This window comes from Bradyrhizobium sp. BR 10289 (genome assembly GCF_019455385.1).
Classification (GTDB): Bacteria; Pseudomonadota; Alphaproteobacteria; order Rhizobiales; family Xanthobacteraceae; genus Bradyrhizobium.
In genome coordinates, this window is record NZ_JACOFR010000004.1 from 430,932 (window position 1) to 453,644 (window position 22,713).

Below are 22,713 nucleotides of genomic sequence, written 5' to 3' on the forward strand. Positions count from 1 at the left end.
GACCTTCCGTCCAGCTTACGAATTTTGCTCTCCCGCCTGGAGGGACGTCGATGTTGCCTGCTCTGCGCGAAGCAGCAAGAGTGCGAGGAAGGCCGAGAGCGAAACCAGCGCACTGATCCACAGCGCATTGCTGCCGATGTGCTCCACCATCAGCCCCAGCGCGAGCGGCGCGGCGGCCCCCGTAACCCTGGACGGCAGCGAGATCATGCCGACACGCCGGCCGAATCCGGTCGGTCCGAACAGCGCCAGCGGGAGCGTCCCGCGGGCAATGGTGATGATACCGTTGCCCGCTCCATACAGCACCGTGAAGGTCGATGCGAGCATCGGTCCGCCCAACACCAGCGCAACGACACCGATCGGATTCATCAGCATGGCCAGTCTCGCCGAAAGCAACGGATGAAACCGGGCGAGCCATCCGGCTTCCAGAAGGCGCGCGCCGACCTGCGCCGGTCCGACCAAGGCTCCCGCGAGCAAGGCCTGCGCCGGCGTCGCGCCGAACGCAACGAGCATGGTCGGCAGAATGGCCGAGATGCCTGAACTGACGAAGCTTGCCGCCGCAAACATGTAGGCCAGCAGCACCATCGCGAAGCTCTCGCTCTGGCTTCCGGATGGTCGGCTCGCGCCCGCGCTCGGCCGGGAGTGCGGGTCCAACGGGACAGCGCGCGGCAGCGAAAGATTGAGCGGCAATGCAAGGACGATATGGATCGCCGCCCACGCCTGACATGCAGCTCGCCAGCCATATTCCGAAGCAAGCCATGTCGTGAGCGGCCAGCCGAGCGTGCTGGCAAAGCCGGCGATCAGGGTGATACCGGTGATGGTTCGCCGTGCATTGGTGCCGTAGATGCGAGCGAGCGTGGCGAAAGCCGCCTCGTAGAGACCCATGCCCATGCCGATGCCGAGCAACACCCAGGCAGCGATCAGCACCGCCACGCCATGGGCGACGGAAAGCAAGAGCAAGCCTGCGACGAAGACGAGGTTCGAGATGGCGAGCAGACTGCGCCCGCCGAACGTATCGATGGCATGCCCGACGCGCGGGCCAAGCAGCCCCGAGATGACGAGCGCGCCGGACAACGCCCCGAAAACGTAGGTCGGCGCAAGGCCGAGATCGCGGGCAATCGGTGCGGCCAGGATGGCAGGCAGATAGTAACTCGACGCCCACGCGACGGTCTGCGCCGAGCCAAGTGCGACGACGACACCAAGCGGACCCGCAGCCTGGCCCGCGGCAATCCGCGTCATGAGCAACCGCACCCTGAGCGACCTGCCGTCTTGGCGGCCTCATCCGCGGCGCAGCAGGCCGAGAGCTCCTGCTTCGCGGGGCCGCCGCAACATCCCTCTGCGGATCCGGTTTCGACGCCGCCTCGTGTGCACACGCCGGTTTCGGGCAATACGAGCTCGACGCGTGCTGCCGCCTCCTTGTCGCCCGCGATGTCGGCGACGATCGAGCGAACCTGCTCGTAGCCGGTCATCATCAGGAAGGTCGGCGCACGGCCATAGGACTTCATGCCGGCCAGATAAAAGCCGGGCTCGTCATGCGCGAGCTCGCGTGCGCCGTGGGGACGTACGGTCCCGCAGCTGTGCTCGTTGGGATCGATCAGCGGCGCAAGTGCGGCGGGCGCCTCGATGGCCGGATCGAGCCGCAGACGCAGCTCGGACAGGAACGACAGGTCGGGACGGAAGCCGGTCGACACGACCAGCTCATCCGCAACCACACTCCGCGCACCGCAACAGGCGCCGGCCGAAATCATGAGACGCCCCTCGGTAACCGACAGATGCGTGACACCAAATCCGCTCTCGACCCTGACCTTCCCGGCCGCGACGAGGGCGGCGAAGGTGGAGCCCAGCTCGCCGCGCGCAGCGAGCTTGTCGTTGCGGCCGCCGCCAAAAGCCGTTGCGGGATCGCTACCGCGCAACAGCCAGATCGCCTGCGTGCCGGGCGCCTCGTCCGCGAGTTGCACGAGATCGATCAGCGTGCCGACGGCGGAATGGCCGGCACCGAGCACGGCAACGGTCTTGCCGGCATATCTGGCGCGATCGGCGCCCCGCACATCCGGCATGCCATAGGCAATGCGGTCGGCGCACTCGCGTTCACCGATTGCGGGCAAGCCGTTGCTGCCGGCGGGATTGGGCGAGAACCAGGTGCCTGAAACGTCGACGACGGCATCGGCACGCAACATCTCGGGGCCTTTGCCATTCTGATAGCGAATTTCGAAGGGCGCCTGCTCCCGCCCCCTGGTCTTCGCCTTGTCGAAGCCGGCCCGGCTGATGGCCGTGACGCGGCTGGATGTCCGGATCACCTCGCGGAGCGGCGTGCGCGTTGCCAGAGGATCGAGATAGCGATCGATCAATTCGCCGCCGGTCGGATAGGACTGAGGATCCGGCGAATTCCATCCCGTCGGCGCAAGCAGGCGCGCTGCCGCCTTGTCGACGTTGTACTCCCACGGAGAGAAGAGCTGGACATGCCGCCACTGACGAACCGCGTGCGCAGCTTCGGGACCGGCCTCGAGAACGACCGGCGACATGCCGCGCTCCAGCACATGCGCGGCCGCGGCGAGGCCGACCGGCCCTGCCCCGATGATGGCGACCCTCCTGGTAGTCATTCTACTTCTCCTATACTTCTAGAACTATCGAATAATAGTGGACGACAAACTCACGCGGCCGTCTGCGCGGCCTTGCATCCGACTTCGTCCGCACAGCACTCCGCCGCGAGAAAATCGACCAGCCCCCGCATCGCATCGAAGTTCGCGTGGCAGATCAGGGTGGTGGATTCCCGGACCTGACTGACGAGCCCGACCGCAACCAGGGTCTTGATGTGATGCGACAGCGTCGAGGCCGGTATCTTCAGCTTGTCCTGCAGGCGTCCCACAGGCATGCCCGGGTGCCCGGCCCGAACCAAAGCCCGGTAAATCTGGAGACGGGTCTGGTTACCCAAGGCTTCCAAACGTGCTGCTGCATCGGCGATCTTCATGCCGGCAAAGCTGCGCCCTTTTGCGCCGGATGTCAAACCATATTTCTGGAATATTCGAAATAAGAAGCCCGAAATCCCGGAAATTGACGCCCTGCCGGTAATTCCATATATCTGGATATATGGAATCAGAAGAAGCCGTCCTGGCTCTTGCCGCGCTGTCCCAATCGACTCGTCTGGAGGCCTTCCGGGCACTAGTCAGACACGAGCCCAACGGCCTTGCCGCCGGCGACCTCGCCCGCCTGCTCGAGGTGCCCCAGAACACCCTCTCGGCGCATCTGACGATCCTGAGCCGCGCGCGCCTGGTATCCTCCGAGCGGCACAGCCGCTCGATCGTCTACCGCGCCAACCTCGGCGAATTTCGAGATGTAGCCGTTTTCCTGCTTCGCGATTGCTGCGGCGGCCGGCCGGAGGTGTGCGAGCCCGTCGTCGAGACCCTGCAATCCTGCTGCGCACCCAAACGGAAGGAGCGAGCGCGCTGATGCAGACATACGACCTTTCGCGGCGCCTTGCGGCCGAAGCACTCGGCACCGGTATTCTCGTTGCGACGGTGGTCGGCTCCGGGATCATGGCGGAGACGCTGACGAAGGATGTCGCCCTTGCGCTTCTCTGCAACACGCTGCCAACCGGGGCGATCCTGGTCGTGCTGATCACTGTGCTCGGTCCAATCTCCGGTGCACACTTCAATCCCGCGGCCACGCTGGTGTTCACCGGCAAGCGCGAGTTGCCCGTGAACGAAGCCGTGCTTTATGTGGTCGCGCAGATCGCCGGCGGCATCGCGGGAACGATGGCGGCACATCTGATGTTCGGACTACCCCTGCTCGACCTCTCGACCAAGATTCGAACGGGAGGGCCGCAATGGTTTGCAGAAGCTGTCGCGGCATTCGGACTGGTCGCGACGATTTTGGCCGGTGTTCGTTTTCAGCGAACCGCCGTCCCGTGGCTAGTGGGCCTCTACATCACGGCGGCCTACTGGTTCACGGCCTCGACATCGTTTGCCAATCCGGCCGTGGCGATCGCGCGATCGGTGACCAACACATTCTCGGGCATTCGCCCCATCGACCTGCCCGGCTTCATCCTTGCAGAGCTCTGCGGAGCATTCGCCGGCATGTTGTTGATGAATTGGCTGCTCGGACATTCCAATGCGCGCGGCCCTGTCCCTATGGCGGAGACGACCCGATGAGCGTCACGATCTACCACAACCCCGACTGCGGCACCTCGCGCAATACGCTGGCGATGATCCGGCAGAGCGGCGTCGAGCCTGTTGTCATCGAGTATTTGAAAACGCCGCCGTCCCGCGAAACGCTCAAGCGATTGATCGCGGAGATGGGAATAACCGTCCGCGCGCTGCTGCGCGAGAAGGGAACGCCCTACAAGGAGCTCGGCCTCGCCGATCCCAAATGGTCCGATGACGAGCTGGTGGACCAGATGCTTGCGCATCCCATCCTGATCAACCGCCCGATCGTGGTGACGCCAAAGGGCACACGATTGTGCCGGCCCTCGGAAGCCGTCATCGACCTCCTGGACAACCCTGTCGGCCGGTTCGTGAAGGAGGATGGCGAGGTGGTCGAGGCCCCGGCACCCGGACCTCGCCTTCCCTAGCCAGAGATGGAGATGGCGGGAAGCCCGCACGCGGCCATCCTTCGTGACGCCCGCCTCCGGCGGGCCCTCAGGATGAGGACGGAGTATGTCGCCACAATCTTAAACAGGCAAAGCTGTTGCTTAGCCTCATCCTGAGGAGACCGCGCAGCGGTCGTCTCGAAGGACGAGGCGCTCGCTCAGGACCCGCCAAGCCCAGATGCGATTCCCCTGCGTCGGTCAGGCACCGCGATCGTCGTGCGAGGGCGGCGCCTCGCCCCTCAGAACTCGAGCCTGTCGCGGATGGCCTCGATGCCGGCTCGCGCGCACGCTTCGTCAGCGTCGCCGCCAGGCGCTCCGGAGACGCCGATCGCTCCAACCAGAGAGCCGCCTGCTTCGACGGTCAGCCCGCCTCCGATGATGACTGCCCCGGGAAGATTGCGAATGCCCGCCTGCATCATGCCCGGCTGGCTGATTGCGTTCAGCTCGCTCGTGCTGGTCTTGAACGAGGCGGCTGTCCAGGCCTTGCCGGATGCCGTCGACGGCGTATGGGCGCCCGCAAAGCGATCGCGCAACATCACCTGCGTGACGCCGGAGCGATCGACGATTGCGACGGCAACCTGGTAGCCACGGCTGCGGCAGCTATCCAACGCAGCGCGCGCGAGATCGAGCGCCAGCTCCGGCGTGAGCGATTTGGAAATCACAAGAGTTTCGTCCGCCCGCATTGGGCTCATGGACGCAATCAGCAGGGTGGTCGCAACCGACAGACATCGAACATTCATGGCTAGCTCCGGCAAAGGTGGACATGCGCCTATTTGATCTCACCATATGCCGGATCGTCGAGCAGGGTCACGCTATCCGCCCTGGTCCACAGGCCGATCATGCCCGCGGGGGTCGGCCTCGCAATCAGCCCTTCGTGCTTGCCGTCTTGTCGAGCGCGGCACGCAGGCCTTCGGCGAGCTTGATCGCATCGTCGTTGGCCCAGAAGTGCATGAAGAAGATCCGTGGCTGCTCGTCCAGCATGTGGCTATGCAGCGCCGTCACCTCGATGCCGTGGGTCCGGAGCGCCAGGATGACCGGATTCACTTCGTCGCCGGTCAGCACGAAGTCGCCCGTGATGGCCGCCTTTCCTGCACCGGTGGGCTGGAAATTGATGCCGGTCGCGACGCCCATGGCCCCGACGGGCGTGAGCGCCATGCCCTCTTGCGTGATCGGGTCGCGACGCTTCACGTTGAACTGGTAGACGCCACCATTGGCCTGCCCCTTGACGCCGATGATCTGGTCGAGCTTCGCAGTATCGAGGTCGACGGCGGGCGGCGGGCCGGCTGGCGCTGCGACGGTCAGCGGGGTCTTGCTTTCGGCGAGCGCATCATGGATCGCCGAGGCCAGCTTGACGGGGTCGCCGTGCCCCGCGACATGCATGTAGAACGTCGCCGGGCTGGCGCGCAGCAGGTGATTGTGCACGGCGGTGATCTCGAGACCGCTTGCGATCATCTTCGCCATCACGGGATTGATCTCGGTCTCGAGCAGGACGAGGTCGCCCATGACCATGGCGCCGCCATGTCCCGGCTTGAAGGCGACCCAGCCACCGAGCGCCAGCGCCGGCTTGATCGTCACGCCATCAAGCGTCACCGAGAGATCACTCCGCGGAAAGCCATAGCGGCGAACATCGTCCGAAACCATGGGCTTTCGGCCAAGCGTCTCGTCAACCTTCTGCCAGTCGGCCTCCTGGGCCCGTGCGGGAACGAGAAGCTCAAAGTGGAATGCGGCGAGGCAGGCGCCGATGCCGGCCAGGGCTCTGGTGATTGTTCTCATCGCGCTCCTCCTAGTTCCGCTCCTTGACCTGACCGCTACTGTCGACGACGAGCCGCACCTCCTTGCCGTTCTTCATCGCCTTTGCGGTGATGCCTTCGGCGGTCGACTTGATGTCGCTGACCTGCGCGTAGCCTGCGGCCTGGATCCGGGCGACGAGCTCTTCCTGGGTCAGGGCATGGACGGGCGATAGTCCTGCAAGTGCAACCAGCAGGACGGCGCATGATAGCGAGGACTGACGCCGCCGCCGGTCAGGACCAATTGTCGGATGGGATGTGTGTGATGTGGACATGCTGCGCCCTCGATGAACAGGACGCGATTCTTGGGCATGTCGCCTCGCGGGGAGATCGCACATCCCCGATGGCGCCAAATAGAAGCCTCAGGGGCTGAGCTGTCAATCCGCGTGCGACCGAGAACGCGGGTGAAAACGTCGATGGCTGGTCAAAAAGATTTCAACGATCGGATGGAACGAATTCGATTTTGCGGGCGACGCGCGTCTTCGCGGCTGAGCCCGCGGAAGCATGGCCACAGGGAAATCGTGTCCCTGCGCGATTGCCGGAATTCCCATGATGAATGAATGATGACTTTTTCCCACATCCGTTAACGGTTCCGGCCTGCGCCGGACATGCTTCGAAGTTTGTTAAAATTTGCTGGGTACCTCTTCCAGGCACCGGTCATCTGGGGGACGATATGGCGAAGCGGGCGAAACGCAGAAAGGCAGAGACGTTCGCGCTTCCCATGGCCGGACGAGTGGCCGTCGGCGTCACAGCCGCTGCCGCGCTTTTGGGATACGGCTGGCTGTCTCGGCCGGCGAGCGTTCAACCCGCGCGCAAGCCCTCGGCGCCTCAAGCTCAGGCATCGTCGACGCCGGTATATGTCGCAGCTCCCGAGCGCGCATCCGCGCCGGTTCCGGCTCCGGCTCAACCGCCGGCGCCCGCGCCGAAGTTCGATCCGCCGAAAGCCGCCGACGCGCCCGGAAAGTTCGTTCGACAGGTCGTCGACTACGCCAGCCACCAGACGCCGGGCACCGTCATCATCGATACCGACAACACGTTTCTCTATCTCGTTCTGAATTCCTCGCAGGTGATGCGCTACGGCATCGGTGTCGGCCGCGAGGGTTTCACATGGTCCGGCGAACAGACCGTCGCGCGCAAGACGGAATGGCCGGATTGGCGTCCGCCGACGGAGATGCTGGTGCGTCAGCCCTATCTGCCGCGCTTCATGGCCGGCGGACCCGGCAATCCGCTTGGCGCGCGCGCGATGTATCTCGGCGAGACCGAATATCGCATTCACGGCACCAACAAGCCCGACACGATCGGCAAGCGCGTGTCGTCCGGCTGCATCCGGCTGACCAATGACGACGTCGTGGACCTCTATGAGCGGGTGAAGGTCGGCGCGAAAGTGATCGTGCTTCCGTCAACCGCCGCCCATCGGCCGTCTCCGGGTGCAACGCCCGACGCCTCACGGTCGCCGGACCAGGCATCGCCGACGAACGGACCCTCGACACCCAACGCACAGATGCCGTCGCCCGGACCGAAGGTCGCAGAGGCCCACTAACTCGCTTCTCTGTCATGCGCGCTTTGCGCGGCCTTTGACACGTCGGGCAAAACGGCTAAACAAAGCCATCATCGAAAGTCTGGCCCGCCCGCACGGATCTTGACGGCTCGCCGGCCGACTCCGGACAGGAGACACAGGCAAAATGGTGGACGAGACGAAGGTTCGGGCCGGGCAGTGCCATTGCGGCGCGGTGCGCTTCGAGGTGACGCTCAGCGACGGCTTCAATGCGATCCGCCGCTGCACCTGCTCCTACTGCCGGATGCGCGGCGCCGTCGTCACCATGGCGGAGATGGGCGGGATCAAGTTCCTGAAGGGCGAGGATGCGCTGACGAGCTACCGCTTCCATACCGGATCGGCGCAGCATTTCTTCTGTTCGACCTGCGGAATCTACACGCATCACCAGCGGCGATCCGACACCAGCCTCTATGCCGTCAACGTGGCCTGCCTCGACGGGGTGAGCCCGTTCGACTTCGCTGAAGTGCCCGTCATGGACGGCATCAATCACACCAGCGACACCGGCAAGCCGACGCGGCGCGCCGGCACGCTCCGCTTCATCCCGGCCGACGAGAGCTCTTCGACATGACCGCTCTTGCTTGACTTCGTTCCGCTATGCGCCCATCGCAAGCTGCTCGAACGCGATTGCTCATCAGGCCCGGAACATCGGTGACTATGCGCCATCGCAGGTCGATTCAATCGCGCAACGGGCGGTTACAGCTTCTACCTTAAGCTGAGGCGGCCCGTCGCAACGGGTTGATCCATGGCAAAAGGCCGACGGCGCGCGGTCAGTGCGCGCCGCAGCGGCAGCTCTCGTAATCGGCGGGATCGTGGCTGTTGACGATCCTGACGCGGTCGCCGTGATCGCGCTTCAGTGCGCGCAGCCGCGCCTGGTTGGCGATCCGCATCTTGCGGTCCATGTCGCCCTTGCGCTGGAAATAGCCCAGCAGCAAGGGCACGCGCGGCGAGGCGTCGAGCTGGGCGTGATGGAAATAGCTGTCGCCGGCGTGCAGCAGCCATCTTTCGCCCGATCGCACGGCGATGCCGCAATGGCCGAGCGTGTGGCCGGCAAGCGGGATCATCAGGATATCCGCCTCCTTGTCGCCGAGGGCGCGCACGCCCTTGAAGCCGAACCAGTCCTCGCCGGCTTCGCCGTAGAATTGCCAGCGCGGACCGTGGTTCCACTGTCCCGCGACGTAGCGCCCTTGCGGTGGCGCCGGCTTGCGCAGCACCGCCATGTCGTGTTCGGCGCGGTGGACGTGGATCGCAGCATCAGGGAAATCAGCCACGCCGCCGGCGTGATCGCGGTCGAGATGAGTCAACAGTACATGGCGGACGTCGGCCGGCGAATAGCCGAGCGCCTTCACCTGCTGCACGGCCGTCTCGGCGGGGGCGAGTTTTGGTGCGGTCTGGCGTACCCATCGACGCCCGAGCCGGTCGGGCGTCGCGATGTCACCAAGGCCGATGCCGGTGTCGACCAGCGCGAGCCCGTCATGGGTCTCGATCAGCAGGCAATGGCAGACCAGCCGGGCGCGCTGGAACAGGCCGCCGGTGCCGTTCACCAGGCGGCGGCCCATCGGGCACATCGTGCCGGTGTTGAGGTGGTGAATTTTCATCGTGCGTTCCTGGCTGTCGTGACGGACGCGTTCTTGCCACCGGAATATCCATAGGCAAAATACTGACTCTTGATGTTATCTCTAGGCTGAACCTATGGATATCCGCGAACTGCGCTATTTCGCCGCCGTGTACCGCGAACGCAATCTCACCGCGGCGGCGCGCGCGTGCTTCGTGTCGCAGCCGTCGATCTCGACCGCAATCACCCATCTGGAAGCCGAGCTCGGCACCACGTTGTTCATTCGGCACAAGAAGGGCGTCGCCCCGACCGCCTCGGCCGAACAGTTTCACGCCCTCGCCCGCCGCATCATCGACGAGACCGATGCCGCCCGCAGCCTGTTCAGGAAGCCTGCGGCCAGGGCCAATGTCACGCTCGGCCTGATGCGCACGCTCGACGTGCCCCGGACCATCGCGTTGCTCAAGCCGCTGACGGCACGCAGCGACGTCGCGCTCCGCCTTGTCGGCAGCGACGAGCGCGCCGATGCGCGGATCATCTCGAAGAGCATGCTGCGGGCCGACGAGCATTTCGTGCCACTGTGGAGCGAGCGCTACGTCGCCGCGCTGCCGCCATCGCATCCGCTGACATTGAAGGACAAGCTTCGCACCGCCGATCTCGCCGGCGTCGCCCTGATCGACCGCTGCCATTGCGAGCAGAGCGAATTCTTCGGCCGTGCATCGCAGCGCCGCCAGACCGCGGCGATCGCGCAATCAGAAGACTGGGCGATGGCGCTGGTCGCAGCCGGCGTCGGCATCGCCATCGTCCCGGAGGGCGTGGCGCGCAGCAATCCCGATGTCGCCGTGCGGGAGATCGAGGTCAAGGTCAAACGCGAGGTCGGGTTCGCCTATCGCGCGTCCGTGCCGCTGGCGGATCCGCTGAAGGATTTCGTCGGCAAGCTTCAGAAGCAGCGGCGCAAGCCTGCGAGGCAAGAGCCTCGGACTCGCAAAAAGTCCTAGCCCTTGGAAACCACCGCGCGGCCGTAAGGCGGTTGCGCCTGGACCGGCGGATTGGCGGTCTGGGCGGCGAGCTCGCCGATCAGGCGGTCGGCGTCGGCGGCCATGCCGTCGGGGGCCTGGATCACCAGGCGCTCCAGCGCCCAGCGATAGGACGAGACGCGCTGCTCCAGGCATTGCTGCACCCATTGGATGATCAGCGAGTTCTCCTGCATGCGCGCCACCGCGTCGTCTCGCTCCTTCTGCGAGAGGCCGGAGACGCGCGACATGCTGGCATTGCGCTTCCGGTCGAGATCGATGACGCGGATCGCGGAGGCGAAGAACGGCTCGAAACGCGTAGTGTCGTTGCGCACGTCCTCGATCAGTTGCGCGTAGCGCGAGGAGTGCGAACGGTGCGGCTCGTCGATCAGCGTGCGGCCATACATGGTACGGTCGAACACGACCTTCTGCTGCCAGGGCGACGGCAACGCCTTGTAGTCGCCGAACACGCTCTTCCATGCAGGGCGCGACAGCGGCGGTTCGATCATGGGATAGGCGAGGTCACGCAGCTGGCGCTCCTCGTCGGTGAGCTGGAATTGCGACGGCTTCAGGCCGAGGCTGCCGGTGGCCTCACCGCCGAGCCAGCGATGCATGTCGTCGCTGCGCATATCAGCACGGGTGCGGCCGAAATCGCCGCCGCTACAGGCGGCAAGGCTCGCGCCCACAATTGCGAGCAGGATGGCCGTACCGAAAGGCCGGAGATGGCGGATGATGTCCGGCATTGCAGAACCTGACGTCAGCGACGACGACGGCGGCGCCCCTGCGCTGTGCCCGCTTCAGGCCCGCGATCGCCGCTGGTTTCGTCGCTCCCGCGCTCGATGCGGATGACCGGGAGGATCAGGATCTTCCCCATGTCCGCACGCGGTGTGACGTCCCCCGACGAGCCTACCCGGCGACCGGCCGGAAATTCGATGATGGTCCCCATGTCAGCTCTCTCAATTGCCGCGCGATGAAATACGCCCCTGCAACATGTGGGTCATTAAGATCAGTTCATGGTTAACGGGGTGTAAACGCGCTCCCTGGACCGTAACCGCACGGACCGCGCGCCCGTGTCCCGCTGCGGCACGGGAATCCCTCGAATTGACGGGTTCGCTTCACGCCTCGTTTTCCTTAACGAGCCTTTAAAGGAACCTGCGCTAGGCTCGGCCCAAGTCTCTTTTGTCGAGTCGCGTACGCCTCCATGACCAAGTCGCTGTTTCCCGGATTCGACGGGCTGATGACCCTGTCCCGTCGCGAAGGCGTCGATGTTCGCCCGACGCTGCTGCGCGTGCTGACCGACCTCTATGTCCAGACCCGCATCCACAGCGACGACGAGCAGCGGCAATTCGTCGAGCTCGCCACGCGATTGATCGACCAGGTCGACGATGCGACGCGCGCCTCCGTCAAGGCAAAGCTTGCGATCTATCCGCAGACCCCCGTCCCGGTGCTGCAGAAGCTCGGGCTGGTCGCGGCGCAGGAAGGCCGCAGGGTCCCCCTCGCGCGCGAAATCGCGACTGCGCCGGCGGCGCCCTCGCCCGCCCGCGCGCCGACCGAGGCCGAGCAGCGCATGGCCGCGAACATGGCGATGCAGCCGAAGGACGCCGCCGAGATCCACGACATGTTCTTCCGCGCCGATGCGAGCGAGCGCGCGCTGATCCTGCACAATCTGGCGCAGACGCCGCTGAAGGCGGCGCCGCGAATTCCGACCGCGCGCGCCAAGCGCGCCATCCAGATCCTGGAGATGGCGGCGATTGCGGGCGATGCCGAGAACTTCGCTTACGAGCTCGGCGACAGCCTGATCCTGCCCTCGCGCGTCGCAGCGCAGATCGTCGACGATGAAGGCGGCGAAGCGCTCGCGGTCGCCGCGCGCGCGCTCGACATGCCGAGCCCGAACTTCCAGCGCATCCTGCTGTTCTTCAAGCCCGCGATCGGCAATTCCGTGAACAGCGTGTACCGGTTGTCGCGGCTCTACGACCGCCTCAGCGACCGCTCCGCGCTGGTGATGCTGGCGGCTTGGCGCGGCTCGACGCTCGCGGTCACGCGGGCGAAGTATCAGCCCGCGCTGCACGATGGCGAGCGGCAGCGCGCGCGGGCCGGCGCAAGCCAGACGCGCCCGGGCGTGCAGCCGGGATCGGCGCCTGGGGTGCGCACGGGGACTGGCGGATCGTCGGAGCGGTAGTCTTAGCCTTCGTAGGCAGTGACACGGGGTGTCAGGCACACGACGCACCCCCCACGTCATTGAGGAGCAAAGCGCGGCAGCCTGTGGTCTCGTGCCCCGGACGCAGCGCAGCGCTTCTTAGCGATGCGCTGCAGAGCCGGGGCCCATGCTGCAGCGCGTACCGCGGCCTATGGTCCCGGCTCTGCGCCGCAACGCCAAGAGCGTTGCAGCGCGTCCGGGACACGAGCGCGGCGGGCGCCGATGCTACGTCTTCGCCAGTTCCAGAAAATGCCGCCCGGCGCGATCCTCGGTCTCGACGATCCAGGCATCGGGATCGAAGCGGAGCTCCTTGGTCAGGCGTTCCTCGACTGCGGCTTCGGGTTGCGGCTGCGGCGCAATCGGCACGAAGAACCGGTCGACCGGGCGGCCGTCGTCGTAAGACGTCTGCGGCGCCGGCACGTAGAGCATCGCATTGCCGTCGAGCAGCGACACCTTGACGAACACCGCACCCGCCTCCTCGGCGCCGCGACGGCGCACTGCGCCGAACACGCCCTCGGTCTGGCAGCGGCGCAAGTAAGCGGAGACCCAGATGTTTGATTTCAAACGCATCAACTAACCCGCGGCAGAACTGCGCTTGCGCTTCACCACTTTGACCAGCGCTTCGTCAATCCGGCTCTGCCACCCCGGGCCATCAGCCTTGAAATAATCCACCACGGAAGGGCTCAGCCGCAGGGTCACCTGTCGCTTTGTGGGCGCTTTATTGGGTCCACGGCCCTTGCGCATACCCGGGAAGACCTCATCGAAAGTCTTGGCCTTGGCGAAGTCATCCTTGGTCCACTCCGGATTGTCGCTCACCGCACGCAGGTCCAGTGCGGTGTAGCGCTTTTTAGCGGCGGTTCGCTTCATAGAGCTCCCTCTCCTTCTTGCTGGCAGGGCGCATGCTGACAACGCTGATGCCCTCGGTTCCCCGAGTCGCGAAGATGACCGAGATGACGCCACGAATATTGATGCCAATCGCGCGCCAGCGGTTGCGATACGAGGCCAACACCAGAGCGTTATCGAAGAACTTCTCGTTGAGATCAGCGAAATCCATCCCGTGCTTGTCGAGATTGGCTCGGCGCTTTGGCTCGTCCCAAACGATTTTCACAAGGTTATTTTGTAACTACAAAATGACCTTCAGTCAATTGCAATCGGCCCAGCCGCGGAACGGCAGCGAGGGTCGTCGAGGATTATGGTGTGCGGAACCCTGACGCTTATTCGACGGGATGGCCGATCGCGGCGGCGAGTTCGCGCAGCAGGCGGTCGGAGACCTGGCCGGTGACCTGCATCTTGTGCTCGCGCTCGAATTTCTGGATCGCGGACTGGGTCTCGGCGCCCATCGCGCCCGTGATCTTCAGATTGCCATAGCCGTATTCGGACAGCGCGCGCTGCACGCCGGCGATGCGCCTGGCAGCCGGGCTCTGCTGCACCGGAATCGGCGCCGGCGGACGGGCGACGGCGACCGCAGACGATTGCGGTGTCGTGGCCTTGATCACCAGATTGGTCATGGGATCGCCCGAGCGCGGCGTCGAAGACGTCGTGTCAGCCGGCTTCTCGGGCGCCTTCTCGGCGGCTCTTTCGGCGGGTTTGGGCTCGACGCGAAACTCGGTCGCCTTCGGCTCGAGCGGCGAGGTATCGGCGCCGACGGGGCGCGGGCGCGGCATCGGATTGGACAGCGGCACCGAGGACGGCGCAGGAAGATTGATCACGGTGCCGAACATCGGCGCCGGATGCCGGCCGGTCTGCAGGAACAGCGCGTTGGCGACGATCGCTGTGACCGCGGCGACGGCGACGAGGCCTGCGAGCGTATCCTTGGGGCTGTGCAGCAGCACACGCATCACGAGGTTGCGCTCGGTCTCGACGTCGATGACCGCAGCCTTGGTACCAGCCTTGGCGCCACTCTTGGCGCGGCGGCGCGGAGCAACTTCGTCGTCGGCAGACTTCTTAGGCACTTTTCTTCACCGGAGCAGGTTGGTCGTGAGTTTGGTCATGACGCTCGTCGTAAGATTCCTGGCGCAGAACCGGCGTCAAGGTCGCGATCTTGTTCTCGGCAGGCATCCCGTCGGCAGGCTTGGCTTGCGGCGACGTGTAGACGAGCGGCAGCTTGACGGTGACGGCGGTGCCCTCACCGAGCCTGCTTTGTACCGTCAATTCGCCGAGATGCAACGCCACGAGGCTCTTCACGATCGAGAGGCCTAGGCCCGTGCCTTCGTGACGGCGCTGATAGGTCTTGCCGGCCTGGAAGAACGGTGCGCCGATGCGCTTGAGATCGTCGGGCGCAATCCCGACGCCGGTGTCGCTGATGCGCAGCGTGAGCTGCGATCCCGTCGCCGCGGCTGATACCGAAACCTGGCCGCCGCGCTCGGTGAACTTGATGGCGTTGGCGACGAGGTTGAGCACGATCTGCTTGAAGGCCCTGGGATCGCCGGTCATCACAGGCAGATCCTGCGGCGCATCGGTGATGAGATCGATGCCATTTTCCCGCGCCTTCAGCGCCAGGAGATTGCAGCAATGCGTCAGCGACGCCCGCGGCGCGAACGGCTCCGACGCAATCTCGAAATTGCCCGATTCCATCTTCGACATGTCGAGGATGCCGTTGACAACCGAGAGCAGATGCTGGCCGGAATCGTTGATGAGCTGGGCGTATTCCTTGCGCTGGCTGGCTGCCAGCATCAGGGTCTGCTCCTGCGCGATCATCTCGGAGAAGCCGATGATGGCATTGAGCGGCGTGCGCAGTTCGTGGCTCATGGTGGCGAGGAAGCGCGTCTTGGCGGCATCGGCGGCTTCTGCCGCGCTGCGCGCCTGATCGAGCGCCAGTTCGGACAATTTGCGATCGGTGATGTCGCGCATCACGCCGACGACCTCGGCCTCGCGCGTGGCATCATTGTCGGGATTCTCGCGGCCGGAATCCCGGTCGAGCGGCCGGCAGCGCATCTCGACCCAGATGAATTCGACCTGGTTACGTTCCGAGCCGACAGGCTCGCGCCGCAGCCGGAACTCGACGCTGCGCACGTCGCCGCGTGCGGCATCGGACAAGGCGGTGAGATAGGCCGGGCGATCGGCGACATGGACGCGGTCGAACAGGCCGTGACCATGCAACTGCGTCACCGACAGGCCGAGCATGGCTTCGGCGGCCGGCGAGATGAACTGCACCGCGCCGTTGCGCTGATGGCGGGAAATGACATCGCTCATGTTGCGCGCGAGCAGGCGATAACGCTCCTCCTCGCGGGACAGCAGCGCAACGCTGGTGCGCGCGAGCGATTCCGCGCCGAAGGCAAGGCCCGCGGCATAAAGGATGGCCGACGCGACGCCGAACGCCATCAGCACGCTACGCCCGGCCGCGCCCGGCTGTTCCACCGGCAGCCAGCCGAATTGGCTGATCAGGATCAGCATGCCGGCGCAGGACAGCGCGAGCAGCGAGGCAAAGGCCGCAACGCGGCGCGAAGCTGACAGCGCAGCTTCGAGGGGGACCACGACCAGCCAGACTGCGGCGAATGATTCGATGCCGCCCGTCGTGACCGCAACCGCCATGATCAGGCCGGCGAGCGCCAGCGACGACAGCACATGCGCACCCTCGTAGCGGCCGGTGCGCGACAGGAACCAGGACAGCATGATCGGCGCGATCAGCCAGGCGAAGGCGGCGACCTCGACCGCGCTCGGCGCGCCTCGCATGGCGAGATAAACGGGGAATGCGGCGAACGCTGCCAGGCTGCCCAGAAGCCGCGGCGCCATGAAGGCACGATGGCGCGCTCGCGTCAGCGCGTCGTAACGCGCGGAGGGATGCAGCAGCGCATCGAGACAATCGCGGATGATACTCAAAACTGTCACGGGTCTCGCGCTTCGGCTCACTCGTCTTTAGAAGACGCGCCGGAACGCCTCCTTATCGTTGAGCCACCGTGTCAGAGCGACCTTAAACGAGTGCTAAGGCGATGCCGCGCGCGGCCGGACACCGTGTCATCCCTGAGCTTTTTAGACGATTTGACGACGTCTTCAGCGAGGATGGTGAACACAGGGTTTCATCGTCCGTCGCATGGTTTCGAATTGGTGGACATGCGCCCCCCGGAACACCACGGGGACCCCGCATCAAGGGAAAATTTACGAGGCCGCAGCCTCGGAAGAATTTTGCGTCAATTTTCCACGAATTAAGCGGAAGGCAATCACTTGCGATTTATCGAGAGTTGCTAGGTCCGAACGTCTCGCGGAAATCGCCGCGGCCGGATCTAACGTACAGGTCGATCAGATGCGCTTTCTGCTCCGCATCACATTCTGGCTCGGGCTGGTGCTGGTGCTCCTGCCCAGGGACAAGACGCCCGAATCGGAGAGGCTGCCGCAGATCGGTGCTGCCGATGCGGTGCAGGCTGCGACCGCGGCCGTCTCCGACATGACCCAGTTCTGCAAGCGCCAGCCGGCGGCCTGCGAGGTCGGCGGACAGGCCGCGACCATCATCGGCCAGCGCGCCCAGGACGGCGCGAAGAAGATCTATCAGATCATCAACGACAAGAAAGAGCAGTTCGAGAAGACCGATAAGAACGAGAAGAACGACAAGAAGGCGCCTGACCACACCGGCTCGATCGCAATGGCCGGCGAAGGCGACAGCACTGCGAGCGAGACGCCGCGCGACACCCTGACCGAGGACGACCTCGCGCTGGAATGGCGCGGCCCCGCGCCAGCGAATTAGGACGAACGTTCCGGCACGAGCTTTGGGTTCACCTCTCCCGAAGGGAGAGGTCGGATCGCCGCGAAGCTGCGATCCGGGTGAGGGATTACAGTCTTACTGAATACCGCGGCCCCTCACCCGGATTGCTACGCAATCCGACCTCTCCCCGCGGGGGAGAGGTGAAGCAGACGACCGACTGCACGCAATCCAATCATCAATAAGCCCGCCAAAGCCTATCGATTTCGCGGCTCTTCGTCCCTATATTGGCCCGAACAGGAACTTTCGTGCCGATATGACTGATATTGACGAGATCAGGGACAATTTCGAGCTTCTGGACGAGTGGGACGACCGCTACCGGTACGTCATCGAACTCGGCCGTACCCTGGAACCAATGCCGGAGGCCGAGCACTCCGCCGAGAACAAGGTGAATGGCTGCGTCAGCCAGGTGTGGCTGCAGAAACTGGTCGACCGCGATGGCGGCGTACCGATCCTGAAATACCGCGGCGACAGCGACGCACATATCGTGCGCGGGCTGGTCGCGATCGTGCTCGCGCTCTATTCCGGCCGCACGCCGCAGGAGATCCTCGATACCGACGCGATCGCGGTGTTCAACGAGTTCGGCTTTCGCGATCATCTGTCGCCACAGCGCTCCAACGGATTGCGCTCGATGGTCGAGCGGATCAAGACCGATGCGAGAGAGGCGCTCGCGGAAGCGTCCTAGCTTCGTAGGGTGGGCAAAGGCGCAACGCGCCGTGCCCACGAGCTTTCTCCAATTACACTCGGAACGTGGGCACGCTTCGCTTTGCCCACCCTACGAGATCTCGAACTGGACTACTTCCCCTTCTTCCGCTGCTGCTGTCCGAGCCCCATCTGCTTGGCCAGTTGCGAGCGCGCCACCGCGTAGTTCGGCGCGACCATGGGATAGTCGGCCGGCAGGCCCCATTTCTCGCGATATTGCTCCGGCGTCATGTTGTACTGCGTGCGCAGATGGCGCTTCAGCGACTTGAAGCGCTTGCCGTCTTCGAGGCACACCAGATAATCCGGCGCGATCGACTTCTTGAGCGAGACCGCCGGCTTCGCCGGCTCGAGCGGCACGGCCTCGGCGCGGCCCGACGAGACGCGCACCAGCGCGCCGTGCACCTGGCTGATCAGGTTCGGAATCTCGGCAGCCGGCGTCGGGTTGTTGCCGACATAGGCCGACACGATGCTCGCGGTCAGCTCGATGAAATTCTTGGCCCCGGCATCCGACATGGCCCGACCTTTCCTTAAATCCTGCGCCTCACAGGACAGACGCCACCGAAGTATTCCGTGTCAACAAATACGTTCGGCCAAATACAGAGCAGACCAATATGAGCTGATGACTGAGGACGTGACAAGAATGGCGGCGCTTTACTTGAGCGCCCGCGGGCGTCAGCCGCCCCGCTGGTCGAGATGCGCCCGCAGCTCATCGATCGAGGCAAAGCGCATCATGCCTTCGGGCATCTGCGCTTCGATCGAGCCGTCGGAGTAAAGCGAATAGGCCATGCCGTCGACAATGCCGGATTTGAGCACGGTGACCGGCGCCTGCTCGACCTCCGGCTCCGGCTCGGGTGCGCGCGGCGGCGCGGGCGGAGCGGCCTCGGTGAAGGTCGATGGCGAGCGCGGCGGCGGGCGCCGCGCGGCGGCCGGCGGCTCCGGCGGACGCATCCGATCCGCCCGCGGCCAGGCGTCTTCGAAGCTCGCAGGCGGCGCGTCCGGAGAGGTGGGCTCTGCCTGCGGCGGCGATGGCGGACCTTCGGCGACCTTTGCCTCGGCACGTTCGCGTTCCTTTCGCGAACTCGAGGCGAACAGCAGATTGCGCCGGCGCGGCGCTTCGGGAGCTTCAGGAAGCGGCGGCGTTGCCGGCTCCGGCGCAGGCGGCGACTCGACGCGTGGCCGCTCGCGCAGCGGCGCTTCGCCTTGCCATGGCGGCGGCGCGGCGGTCGGTGGCGGGGCGATCGGCTCGGCCCGCATCGCCCCAGCAGGTGCAGGCTCGGGCGCAGTAGCGCCAGACGTCGCAAGGCCCGGCAGCACGGGCCTGACCCGCACTTCCGAGGGCGCACCGGCAAGCCGGCGGGCGATGGCCCTCAGCTCGAGCAGCACGAGATGCAGCCCGATCAGTAACATTCCGGAGCAGACGCCAATGGTGCCGGAGATTATGAGGGTGCTGCCGAGGCTGAATTCCCTGACGGAAAAGCCAAAAGCGACCGCAAGGAGGCCCGCCATGGCGGCGAGGATGCCCGCGATCAACAATGCCAAGGTCATCGAACCCACCCCAAGCCGCGTGTCCACACGCGACATCCTCTCACTCTACGCCACGATACCGTCATACTGTGTTCCTCGCCAACGACCAATTGTGGGCGGCGTTCCTAAAGGGAAGGAAATCAGGGACTTATTCACATTCCCTTCAGCTACGGATCGTTACTGCTAGTACGCTCCCGGTTGCAAGGATTTGCTGCGTCGCATCAGGAATTTAGCCATAATGCCCAATTACTTGGTAATGGAACTGCGCTATAGGGAGACCGGGGAAGTGGCCCACGCGCACCAGCTGGGCCAAGAGGGGATTCCGGGTCACCAATAGCCATGACATCCATCACGACTTCGGCGATCGACACGCCCCAGCGGCGCTCGGTCGAACGGACTTGCGACGATCTCGCCATGCTGGTGCTGGCTGCGGTCGCCGTCATCGCCGGCTTGACCTTCCGCGACTACGGGCTCGGCTGGGATGATTACACCCACGCTGAATATGCCGATTTGTTGCTGCGCATGTACGGTTCCGGTTTCCGGGACACCGCGGCGCTCTCCTTTGCCAACCTCTACATGTACGGCGGCGGCTTCGACATGGTCGCGGCCCTCCTGCACAAGGTCATTCCGCTCGAGCTGTTCGAGACGCGCCGGCTGGTCGGGGCGATCGTCGGCGCGATCGGGCTTGCGGTGACATGGCGGCTCGGCCGCCGCATCGGCGGACCGCTTGCCGGCCTTGCCGCATTGCTGCTGCTCGCGCTCTGCCCGATCTTCTACGGCCACATGTTCATGAACCCGAAGGATGCGCCCTTCGCGGTGGCGATGATCATCCTGATGCTCGGCCTCGTCCGGCTCGCGGAGGAGTATCCGCAGCCATCGCCGCGCACCGTCCTGATCGTCGGCCTCGGTGCCGGCCTTGCGCTCGGCACCCGCATTCTCGGCGGTCTTTCGCTGGTCTACGCCGTGGTCGGCTTCACTCCGCTGTTGCTGGAGGAGCTGCGCGCCGAACGCCCGCGCGAGGCGATCAGGCGCTTCGTCCATGTCGTCTATGTGCTGCTGCCCGGCCTCGTGTTCGGCTATCTGGTGATGGGCCTGATCTGGCCGTGGTCGATCATGGAGCCCGGCAATCCCTTCGAGGCGCTGACCTATTTCTCGCACTTCTTCGAAAAGCCCTGGAAGGAAATGTTCGACGGCGCGATCGTGTCCGTGCCCGACATGCCCTGGTCCTATCTGCCGACGCTGTTCGCGCTTCAGCTGCCCGAAGTGATGCTGGTGCTGATGGGCGGCGCCGTGTTCAGCACCTTCGCCATGCTGCCGCGCCGCGAGGTTCCGGCACGCCGCAAGACCATCCTCCTGATGCTGACGCTGGCTGCGACCCTGCCGCTCGCGATCGCGATGGTGAAGCGCCCGGCGCTCTACAACGGCATCCGCCATTTCGTCTTCGTGATCCCACCGATGGCGGTGCTCGGCGGCGTCGCCTTCGCCTGGACCATGGAGCGGCTGCGCGCCAAGCACCGCACCTGGCAGCCGGTGGTGCTCGCGACCTTCTGCTTCGGCCTCGCGCTCTCGCTGGCCGAGATGATCCGCCTGCATCCCTATCAATACACCCACTTCAACCACATCGCCGGCACCGTGCGCGGCGCCGACGACCGTTTCATGCTGGACTATTGGGGCCTGGCGCTGAAGCAGGCCTCGGACGAGCTGCGCGAACAGCTGGTCGAGCGCCAGGAAGTTCCGCCGCGGGGTCGCAAATGGAAGGTCGCGGTGTGCGGTCCGCAGCGTCCGGCGCAGGTCGCGCTCGGGCCCGACTTCACCATCGGTTGGGATTCCAACGCCGCCGATTTCGCCATGACGCTCGGCGAGTTCTACTGCAAGGGCCTGACCGCGCCCGTGCTGGTCGAGATCAAGCGCGACGACGTGGTGTTCGCCCGCGTCTACGACATCCGCGGCAGCAGCATTTCCAGCCTGCTCTCGATCCCGGCGCCGTAAGATTATTCTCCTGCGGTTCTGAATTCCGGGACCATCTCGCATGCAGGCTACGCTGAACTGCCGCGCTTGATGTGCCTTGCTGCCGTTCCCGACCAAGTCTAGGCTCCTCCCCGCAACAACGATGTTTCGGAGAGACCAGCCATGTCGCCAGCGGAAGCCCGCCTGAAGGAAGTGCCGTCTGATATGACGGAGGCCGAGTGGCAGCAGCGGGTCAATCTCGCCGCCTGCTATCGCCTGGTCGCGCTGTACGGCTGGGACGATCTGGTCGACACCCACATCTCCGCCCGCGTGCCCGGCCCCGAGCATCACTTCCTGATCAACCCCTACGGGCTGATGTTCGACGAGATCACGGCCTCGAGCCTGGTCAAGGTCGACCTGCACGGCAACCAGCTCACCGAGAGCGAATACAGCATCAACCCCGCCGGCTTCACCATCCATTCGGCGATCCACGAGGTGCGCGAGGACGCCATCTGCGTGCTGCATCTCCACACCCTCGACGGCACCGCGGTGTCGAGCTCGGCCGAAGGCCTCTTGCCGCTGAACCAGACCGCGCAGCTCGTCACCCACGACCTTGCCTATCACGACTATGAAGGCATCGCGCTCGACCACGACGAGCGGCCGCGGCTGCAGAAGGACCTCGGTGACCACAACCACATGCTGCTGCGCAACCACGGCACGCTGACGGTCGGCCGCTCGGTCGCCTCCGCCTTCGAGCGCATGTACCACCTCGAGCGCGCCTGCTCGATGCAGGTCCGCACCCGCGCGCTGGGCACGCCGGTTTATCCGGTCGAGGAGATCGCGATCGAGAAGAACACCGAGCTGCTCGCCAACCGCGACCGCGCCGAGCTGCGCGCCACCAACCTCGTCTGGCCGCCGCTGCTGCGCAAGCTCGACCGCGAGCTGCCGGGCTACCGGTCTTGAGATTTTCACGAATTTGATGTAGGGTCGTCGCCAACTAACCTCTACGCCTTTTGGAATGAAACGCCGCCCAATTCCGGGCGGCGTTTTTGTTTGCCGTCATTGCGAGGAGCGAAGCGACGAAGCAATCCAGACTGCATCAGCGGAGAGATTCTGGATTGCTTCGCGGCGCTCGCAATTGTGCATGTTCACTAATTCGCTGAT

The 22,713-nt window shown here is 64.9% G+C and carries 27 protein-coding genes; 11 read left to right on the plus strand and 16 right to left on the minus strand.

Annotation, left to right across the window (positions count from 1 at the left end):
• Positions 1 to 15: 15 nt before the first annotated feature.
• From HYH08_RS10885 to HYH08_RS10895, 3 genes are read right to left on the minus strand one after another with little or no spacing between them, the layout of a single operon-like run.
• Positions 16 to 1,236 (minus strand): MFS transporter, encoded by a 1,221-nt coding sequence (locus HYH08_RS10885; protein WP_220009769.1) that lies wholly within the window; start codon positions 1,234 to 1,236, stop codon positions 16 to 18.
• Positions 1,233 to 2,597 (minus strand): FAD-dependent oxidoreductase, encoded by a 1,365-nt coding sequence (locus HYH08_RS10890; protein WP_220009770.1) that lies wholly within the window; start codon positions 2,595 to 2,597, stop codon positions 1,233 to 1,235. Before HYH08_RS10890 ends, HYH08_RS10885 begins: the two co-directional genes overlap by 4 nt.
• Before the next feature lie 50 nt (positions 2,598 to 2,647).
• On the minus strand, positions 2,648 to 2,965 hold the full coding sequence (locus tag HYH08_RS10895) for an ArsR/SmtB family transcription factor (protein ID WP_220009771.1): 318 nt from the start codon (positions 2,963 to 2,965) through the stop codon (positions 2,648 to 2,650).
• A 119-nt stretch (positions 2,966 to 3,084) separates the two neighbouring features.
• On the opposite strand from HYH08_RS10895, the gene HYH08_RS10900 reads away from it, so the two are divergent.
• From HYH08_RS10900 to arsC, 3 genes are read left to right on the plus strand one after another with little or no spacing between them, the layout of a single operon-like run.
• On the plus strand, positions 3,085 to 3,444 hold the full coding sequence (locus HYH08_RS10900; RefSeq protein ID WP_220009772.1) for an ArsR/SmtB family transcription factor: 360 nt from the start codon (positions 3,085 to 3,087) through the stop codon (positions 3,442 to 3,444).
• Positions 3,444 to 4,145 carry an aquaporin gene (locus HYH08_RS10905; protein ID WP_220009773.1) on the plus strand — a complete coding sequence of 234 codons (702 nt, stop codon included), beginning with the start codon at positions 3,444 to 3,446 and terminating at the stop codon, positions 4,143 to 4,145. The genes HYH08_RS10900 and HYH08_RS10905 overlap by 1 nt, the downstream gene beginning before the upstream one ends.
• On the plus strand, positions 4,142 to 4,564 hold the full coding sequence (gene arsC, locus HYH08_RS10910; protein ID WP_220009774.1) for an arsenate reductase (glutaredoxin): 423 nt from the start codon (positions 4,142 to 4,144) through the stop codon (positions 4,562 to 4,564). The genes HYH08_RS10905 and arsC overlap by 4 nt, the downstream gene beginning before the upstream one ends.
• A gap of 257 nt (positions 4,565 to 4,821) precedes the next feature.
• Here the strand turns inward: arsC and HYH08_RS10915 are convergent, their stop codons facing one another.
• The 3 genes from HYH08_RS10915 to HYH08_RS37785 all read right to left on the minus strand — a co-directional run bounded on the left by HYH08_RS10915 (position 4,822) and on the right by HYH08_RS37785 (position 6,566).
• Complete coding sequence (locus HYH08_RS10915) at positions 4,822 to 5,322, minus strand: GlcG/HbpS family heme-binding protein (protein ID WP_220009775.1); 501 nt, start codon at positions 5,320 to 5,322, stop codon at positions 4,822 to 4,824.
• A gap of 124 nt (positions 5,323 to 5,446) precedes the next feature.
• Complete coding sequence (locus HYH08_RS10920; protein ID WP_220009776.1) at positions 5,447 to 6,355, minus strand: DUF1259 domain-containing protein; 909 nt, start codon at positions 6,353 to 6,355, stop codon at positions 5,447 to 5,449.
• A gap of 10 nt (positions 6,356 to 6,365) precedes the next feature.
• Positions 6,366 to 6,566, minus strand: coding sequence for a PepSY domain-containing protein (locus HYH08_RS37785; protein WP_220009817.1), 201 nt, complete (start codon positions 6,564 to 6,566; stop codon positions 6,366 to 6,368).
• A gap of 476 nt (positions 6,567 to 7,042) precedes the next feature.
• Here HYH08_RS37785 and HYH08_RS10930 point away from each other — a divergent pair, with 476 nt between their 5' ends.
• Both HYH08_RS10930 and HYH08_RS10935 read left to right on the plus strand, forming a co-directional pair.
• On the plus strand, positions 7,043 to 7,909 hold the full coding sequence (locus HYH08_RS10930; protein ID WP_220009777.1) for a L,D-transpeptidase: 867 nt from the start codon (positions 7,043 to 7,045) through the stop codon (positions 7,907 to 7,909).
• Between the two features lie 142 nt (positions 7,910 to 8,051).
• Positions 8,052 to 8,492 (plus strand): GFA family protein, encoded by a 441-nt coding sequence (locus tag HYH08_RS10935; RefSeq protein WP_220009778.1) that lies wholly within the window; start codon positions 8,052 to 8,054, stop codon positions 8,490 to 8,492.
• A 199-nt stretch (positions 8,493 to 8,691) separates the two neighbouring features.
• On the opposite strand, the gene HYH08_RS10940 is transcribed toward HYH08_RS10935, so the two are convergent.
• Complete coding sequence (locus HYH08_RS10940; protein WP_220009779.1) at positions 8,692 to 9,519, minus strand: MBL fold metallo-hydrolase; 828 nt, start codon at positions 9,517 to 9,519, stop codon at positions 8,692 to 8,694.
• A 94-nt stretch (positions 9,520 to 9,613) separates the two neighbouring features.
• Between HYH08_RS10940 and HYH08_RS10945 the strand changes: the two genes are divergently transcribed.
• Positions 9,614 to 10,471 carry a LysR family transcriptional regulator gene (locus tag HYH08_RS10945; protein ID WP_220009780.1) on the plus strand — a complete coding sequence of 286 codons (858 nt, stop codon included), beginning with the start codon at positions 9,614 to 9,616 and terminating at the stop codon, positions 10,469 to 10,471.
• Here HYH08_RS10945 and HYH08_RS10950 read toward each other — a convergent pair.
• Complete coding sequence (locus tag HYH08_RS10950; RefSeq protein ID WP_220009781.1) at positions 10,468 to 11,229, minus strand: hypothetical protein; 762 nt, start codon at positions 11,227 to 11,229, stop codon at positions 10,468 to 10,470. The genes HYH08_RS10945 and HYH08_RS10950 overlap by 4 nt on opposite strands.
• Before the next feature lie 14 nt (positions 11,230 to 11,243).
• On the minus strand, positions 11,244 to 11,432 hold the full coding sequence (locus HYH08_RS10955; protein ID WP_220009782.1) for a hypothetical protein: 189 nt from the start codon (positions 11,430 to 11,432) through the stop codon (positions 11,244 to 11,246).
• 255 nt (positions 11,433 to 11,687) lie between these two features.
• On the opposite strand from HYH08_RS10955, the gene HYH08_RS10960 reads away from it, so the two are divergent.
• Entirely contained in the window at positions 11,688 to 12,665 is a 978-nt protein-coding gene (locus HYH08_RS10960; RefSeq protein ID WP_220009783.1) for a DUF2336 domain-containing protein, read from the plus strand.
• Positions 12,666 to 12,908: 243 nt separating this feature from the next.
• Here the strand turns inward: HYH08_RS10960 and HYH08_RS10965 are convergent, their stop codons facing one another.
• The 5 genes from HYH08_RS10965 to HYH08_RS10985 all read right to left on the minus strand — a co-directional run bounded on the left by HYH08_RS10965 (position 12,909) and on the right by HYH08_RS10985 (position 16,511).
• A complete protein-coding gene (locus HYH08_RS10965) occupies positions 12,909 to 13,253 on the minus strand; it encodes a DUF1491 family protein (protein WP_220009784.1) in 345 nt (114 codons plus the stop codon).
• Positions 13,254 to 13,256: 3 nt separating this feature from the next.
• Positions 13,257 to 13,550 (minus strand): BrnA antitoxin family protein, encoded by a 294-nt coding sequence (locus HYH08_RS10970; protein WP_220009785.1) that lies wholly within the window; start codon positions 13,548 to 13,550, stop codon positions 13,257 to 13,259.
• Entirely contained in the window at positions 13,531 to 13,791 is a 261-nt protein-coding gene (locus tag HYH08_RS10975; RefSeq protein ID WP_220009786.1) for a BrnT family toxin, read from the minus strand. The genes HYH08_RS10970 and HYH08_RS10975 overlap by 20 nt, the downstream gene beginning before the upstream one ends.
• A 106-nt stretch (positions 13,792 to 13,897) precedes the next feature.
• The gene (locus HYH08_RS10980) at positions 13,898 to 14,635 is read right to left on the minus strand and encodes a peptidoglycan-binding domain-containing protein (protein WP_220009787.1); all 738 of its coding nucleotides are present in this window, start codon (positions 14,633 to 14,635) and stop codon (positions 13,898 to 13,900) included.
• A complete protein-coding gene (locus HYH08_RS10985; protein WP_220009788.1) occupies positions 14,628 to 16,511 on the minus strand; it encodes a PAS domain-containing sensor histidine kinase in 1,884 nt (627 codons plus the stop codon). The genes HYH08_RS10980 and HYH08_RS10985 overlap by 8 nt, the downstream gene beginning before the upstream one ends.
• Before the next feature lie 412 nt (positions 16,512 to 16,923).
• Between HYH08_RS10985 and HYH08_RS10990 the strand changes: the two genes are divergently transcribed.
• Together HYH08_RS10990 and HYH08_RS10995 are read left to right on the plus strand one after the other, a co-directional pair.
• Positions 16,924 to 17,361: a DUF5330 domain-containing protein gene (locus tag HYH08_RS10990; RefSeq protein ID WP_220009789.1), complete on the plus strand. Its 438-nt coding sequence runs from the start codon at positions 16,924 to 16,926 to the stop codon at positions 17,359 to 17,361.
• A gap of 271 nt (positions 17,362 to 17,632) precedes the next feature.
• Complete coding sequence (locus HYH08_RS10995) at positions 17,633 to 18,061, plus strand: SufE family protein (protein WP_220009790.1); 429 nt, start codon at positions 17,633 to 17,635, stop codon at positions 18,059 to 18,061.
• Between the two features lie 110 nt (positions 18,062 to 18,171).
• Here HYH08_RS10995 and HYH08_RS11000 read toward each other — a convergent pair whose 3' ends face one another.
• Together HYH08_RS11000 and HYH08_RS11005 are read right to left on the minus strand one after the other, a co-directional pair.
• Complete coding sequence (locus HYH08_RS11000; RefSeq protein ID WP_220009791.1) at positions 18,172 to 18,591, minus strand: Ros/MucR family transcriptional regulator; 420 nt, start codon at positions 18,589 to 18,591, stop codon at positions 18,172 to 18,174.
• A gap of 159 nt (positions 18,592 to 18,750) precedes the next feature.
• A complete protein-coding gene (locus HYH08_RS11005; protein ID WP_220009792.1) occupies positions 18,751 to 19,623 on the minus strand; it encodes a DUF308 domain-containing protein in 873 nt (290 codons plus the stop codon).
• A gap of 318 nt (positions 19,624 to 19,941) precedes the next feature.
• Between HYH08_RS11005 and HYH08_RS11010 the strand changes: the two genes are divergently transcribed.
• Entirely contained in the window at positions 19,942 to 21,591 is a 1,650-nt protein-coding gene (locus HYH08_RS11010; RefSeq protein WP_220009793.1) for a glycosyltransferase family 39 protein, read from the plus strand.
• A gap of 141 nt (positions 21,592 to 21,732) precedes the next feature.
• Positions 21,733 to 22,512, plus strand: coding sequence for a class II aldolase/adducin family protein (locus HYH08_RS11015; protein WP_220009794.1), 780 nt, complete (start codon positions 21,733 to 21,735; stop codon positions 22,510 to 22,512).
• The last annotated feature ends 201 nt before the right edge of the window (positions 22,513 to 22,713 follow it).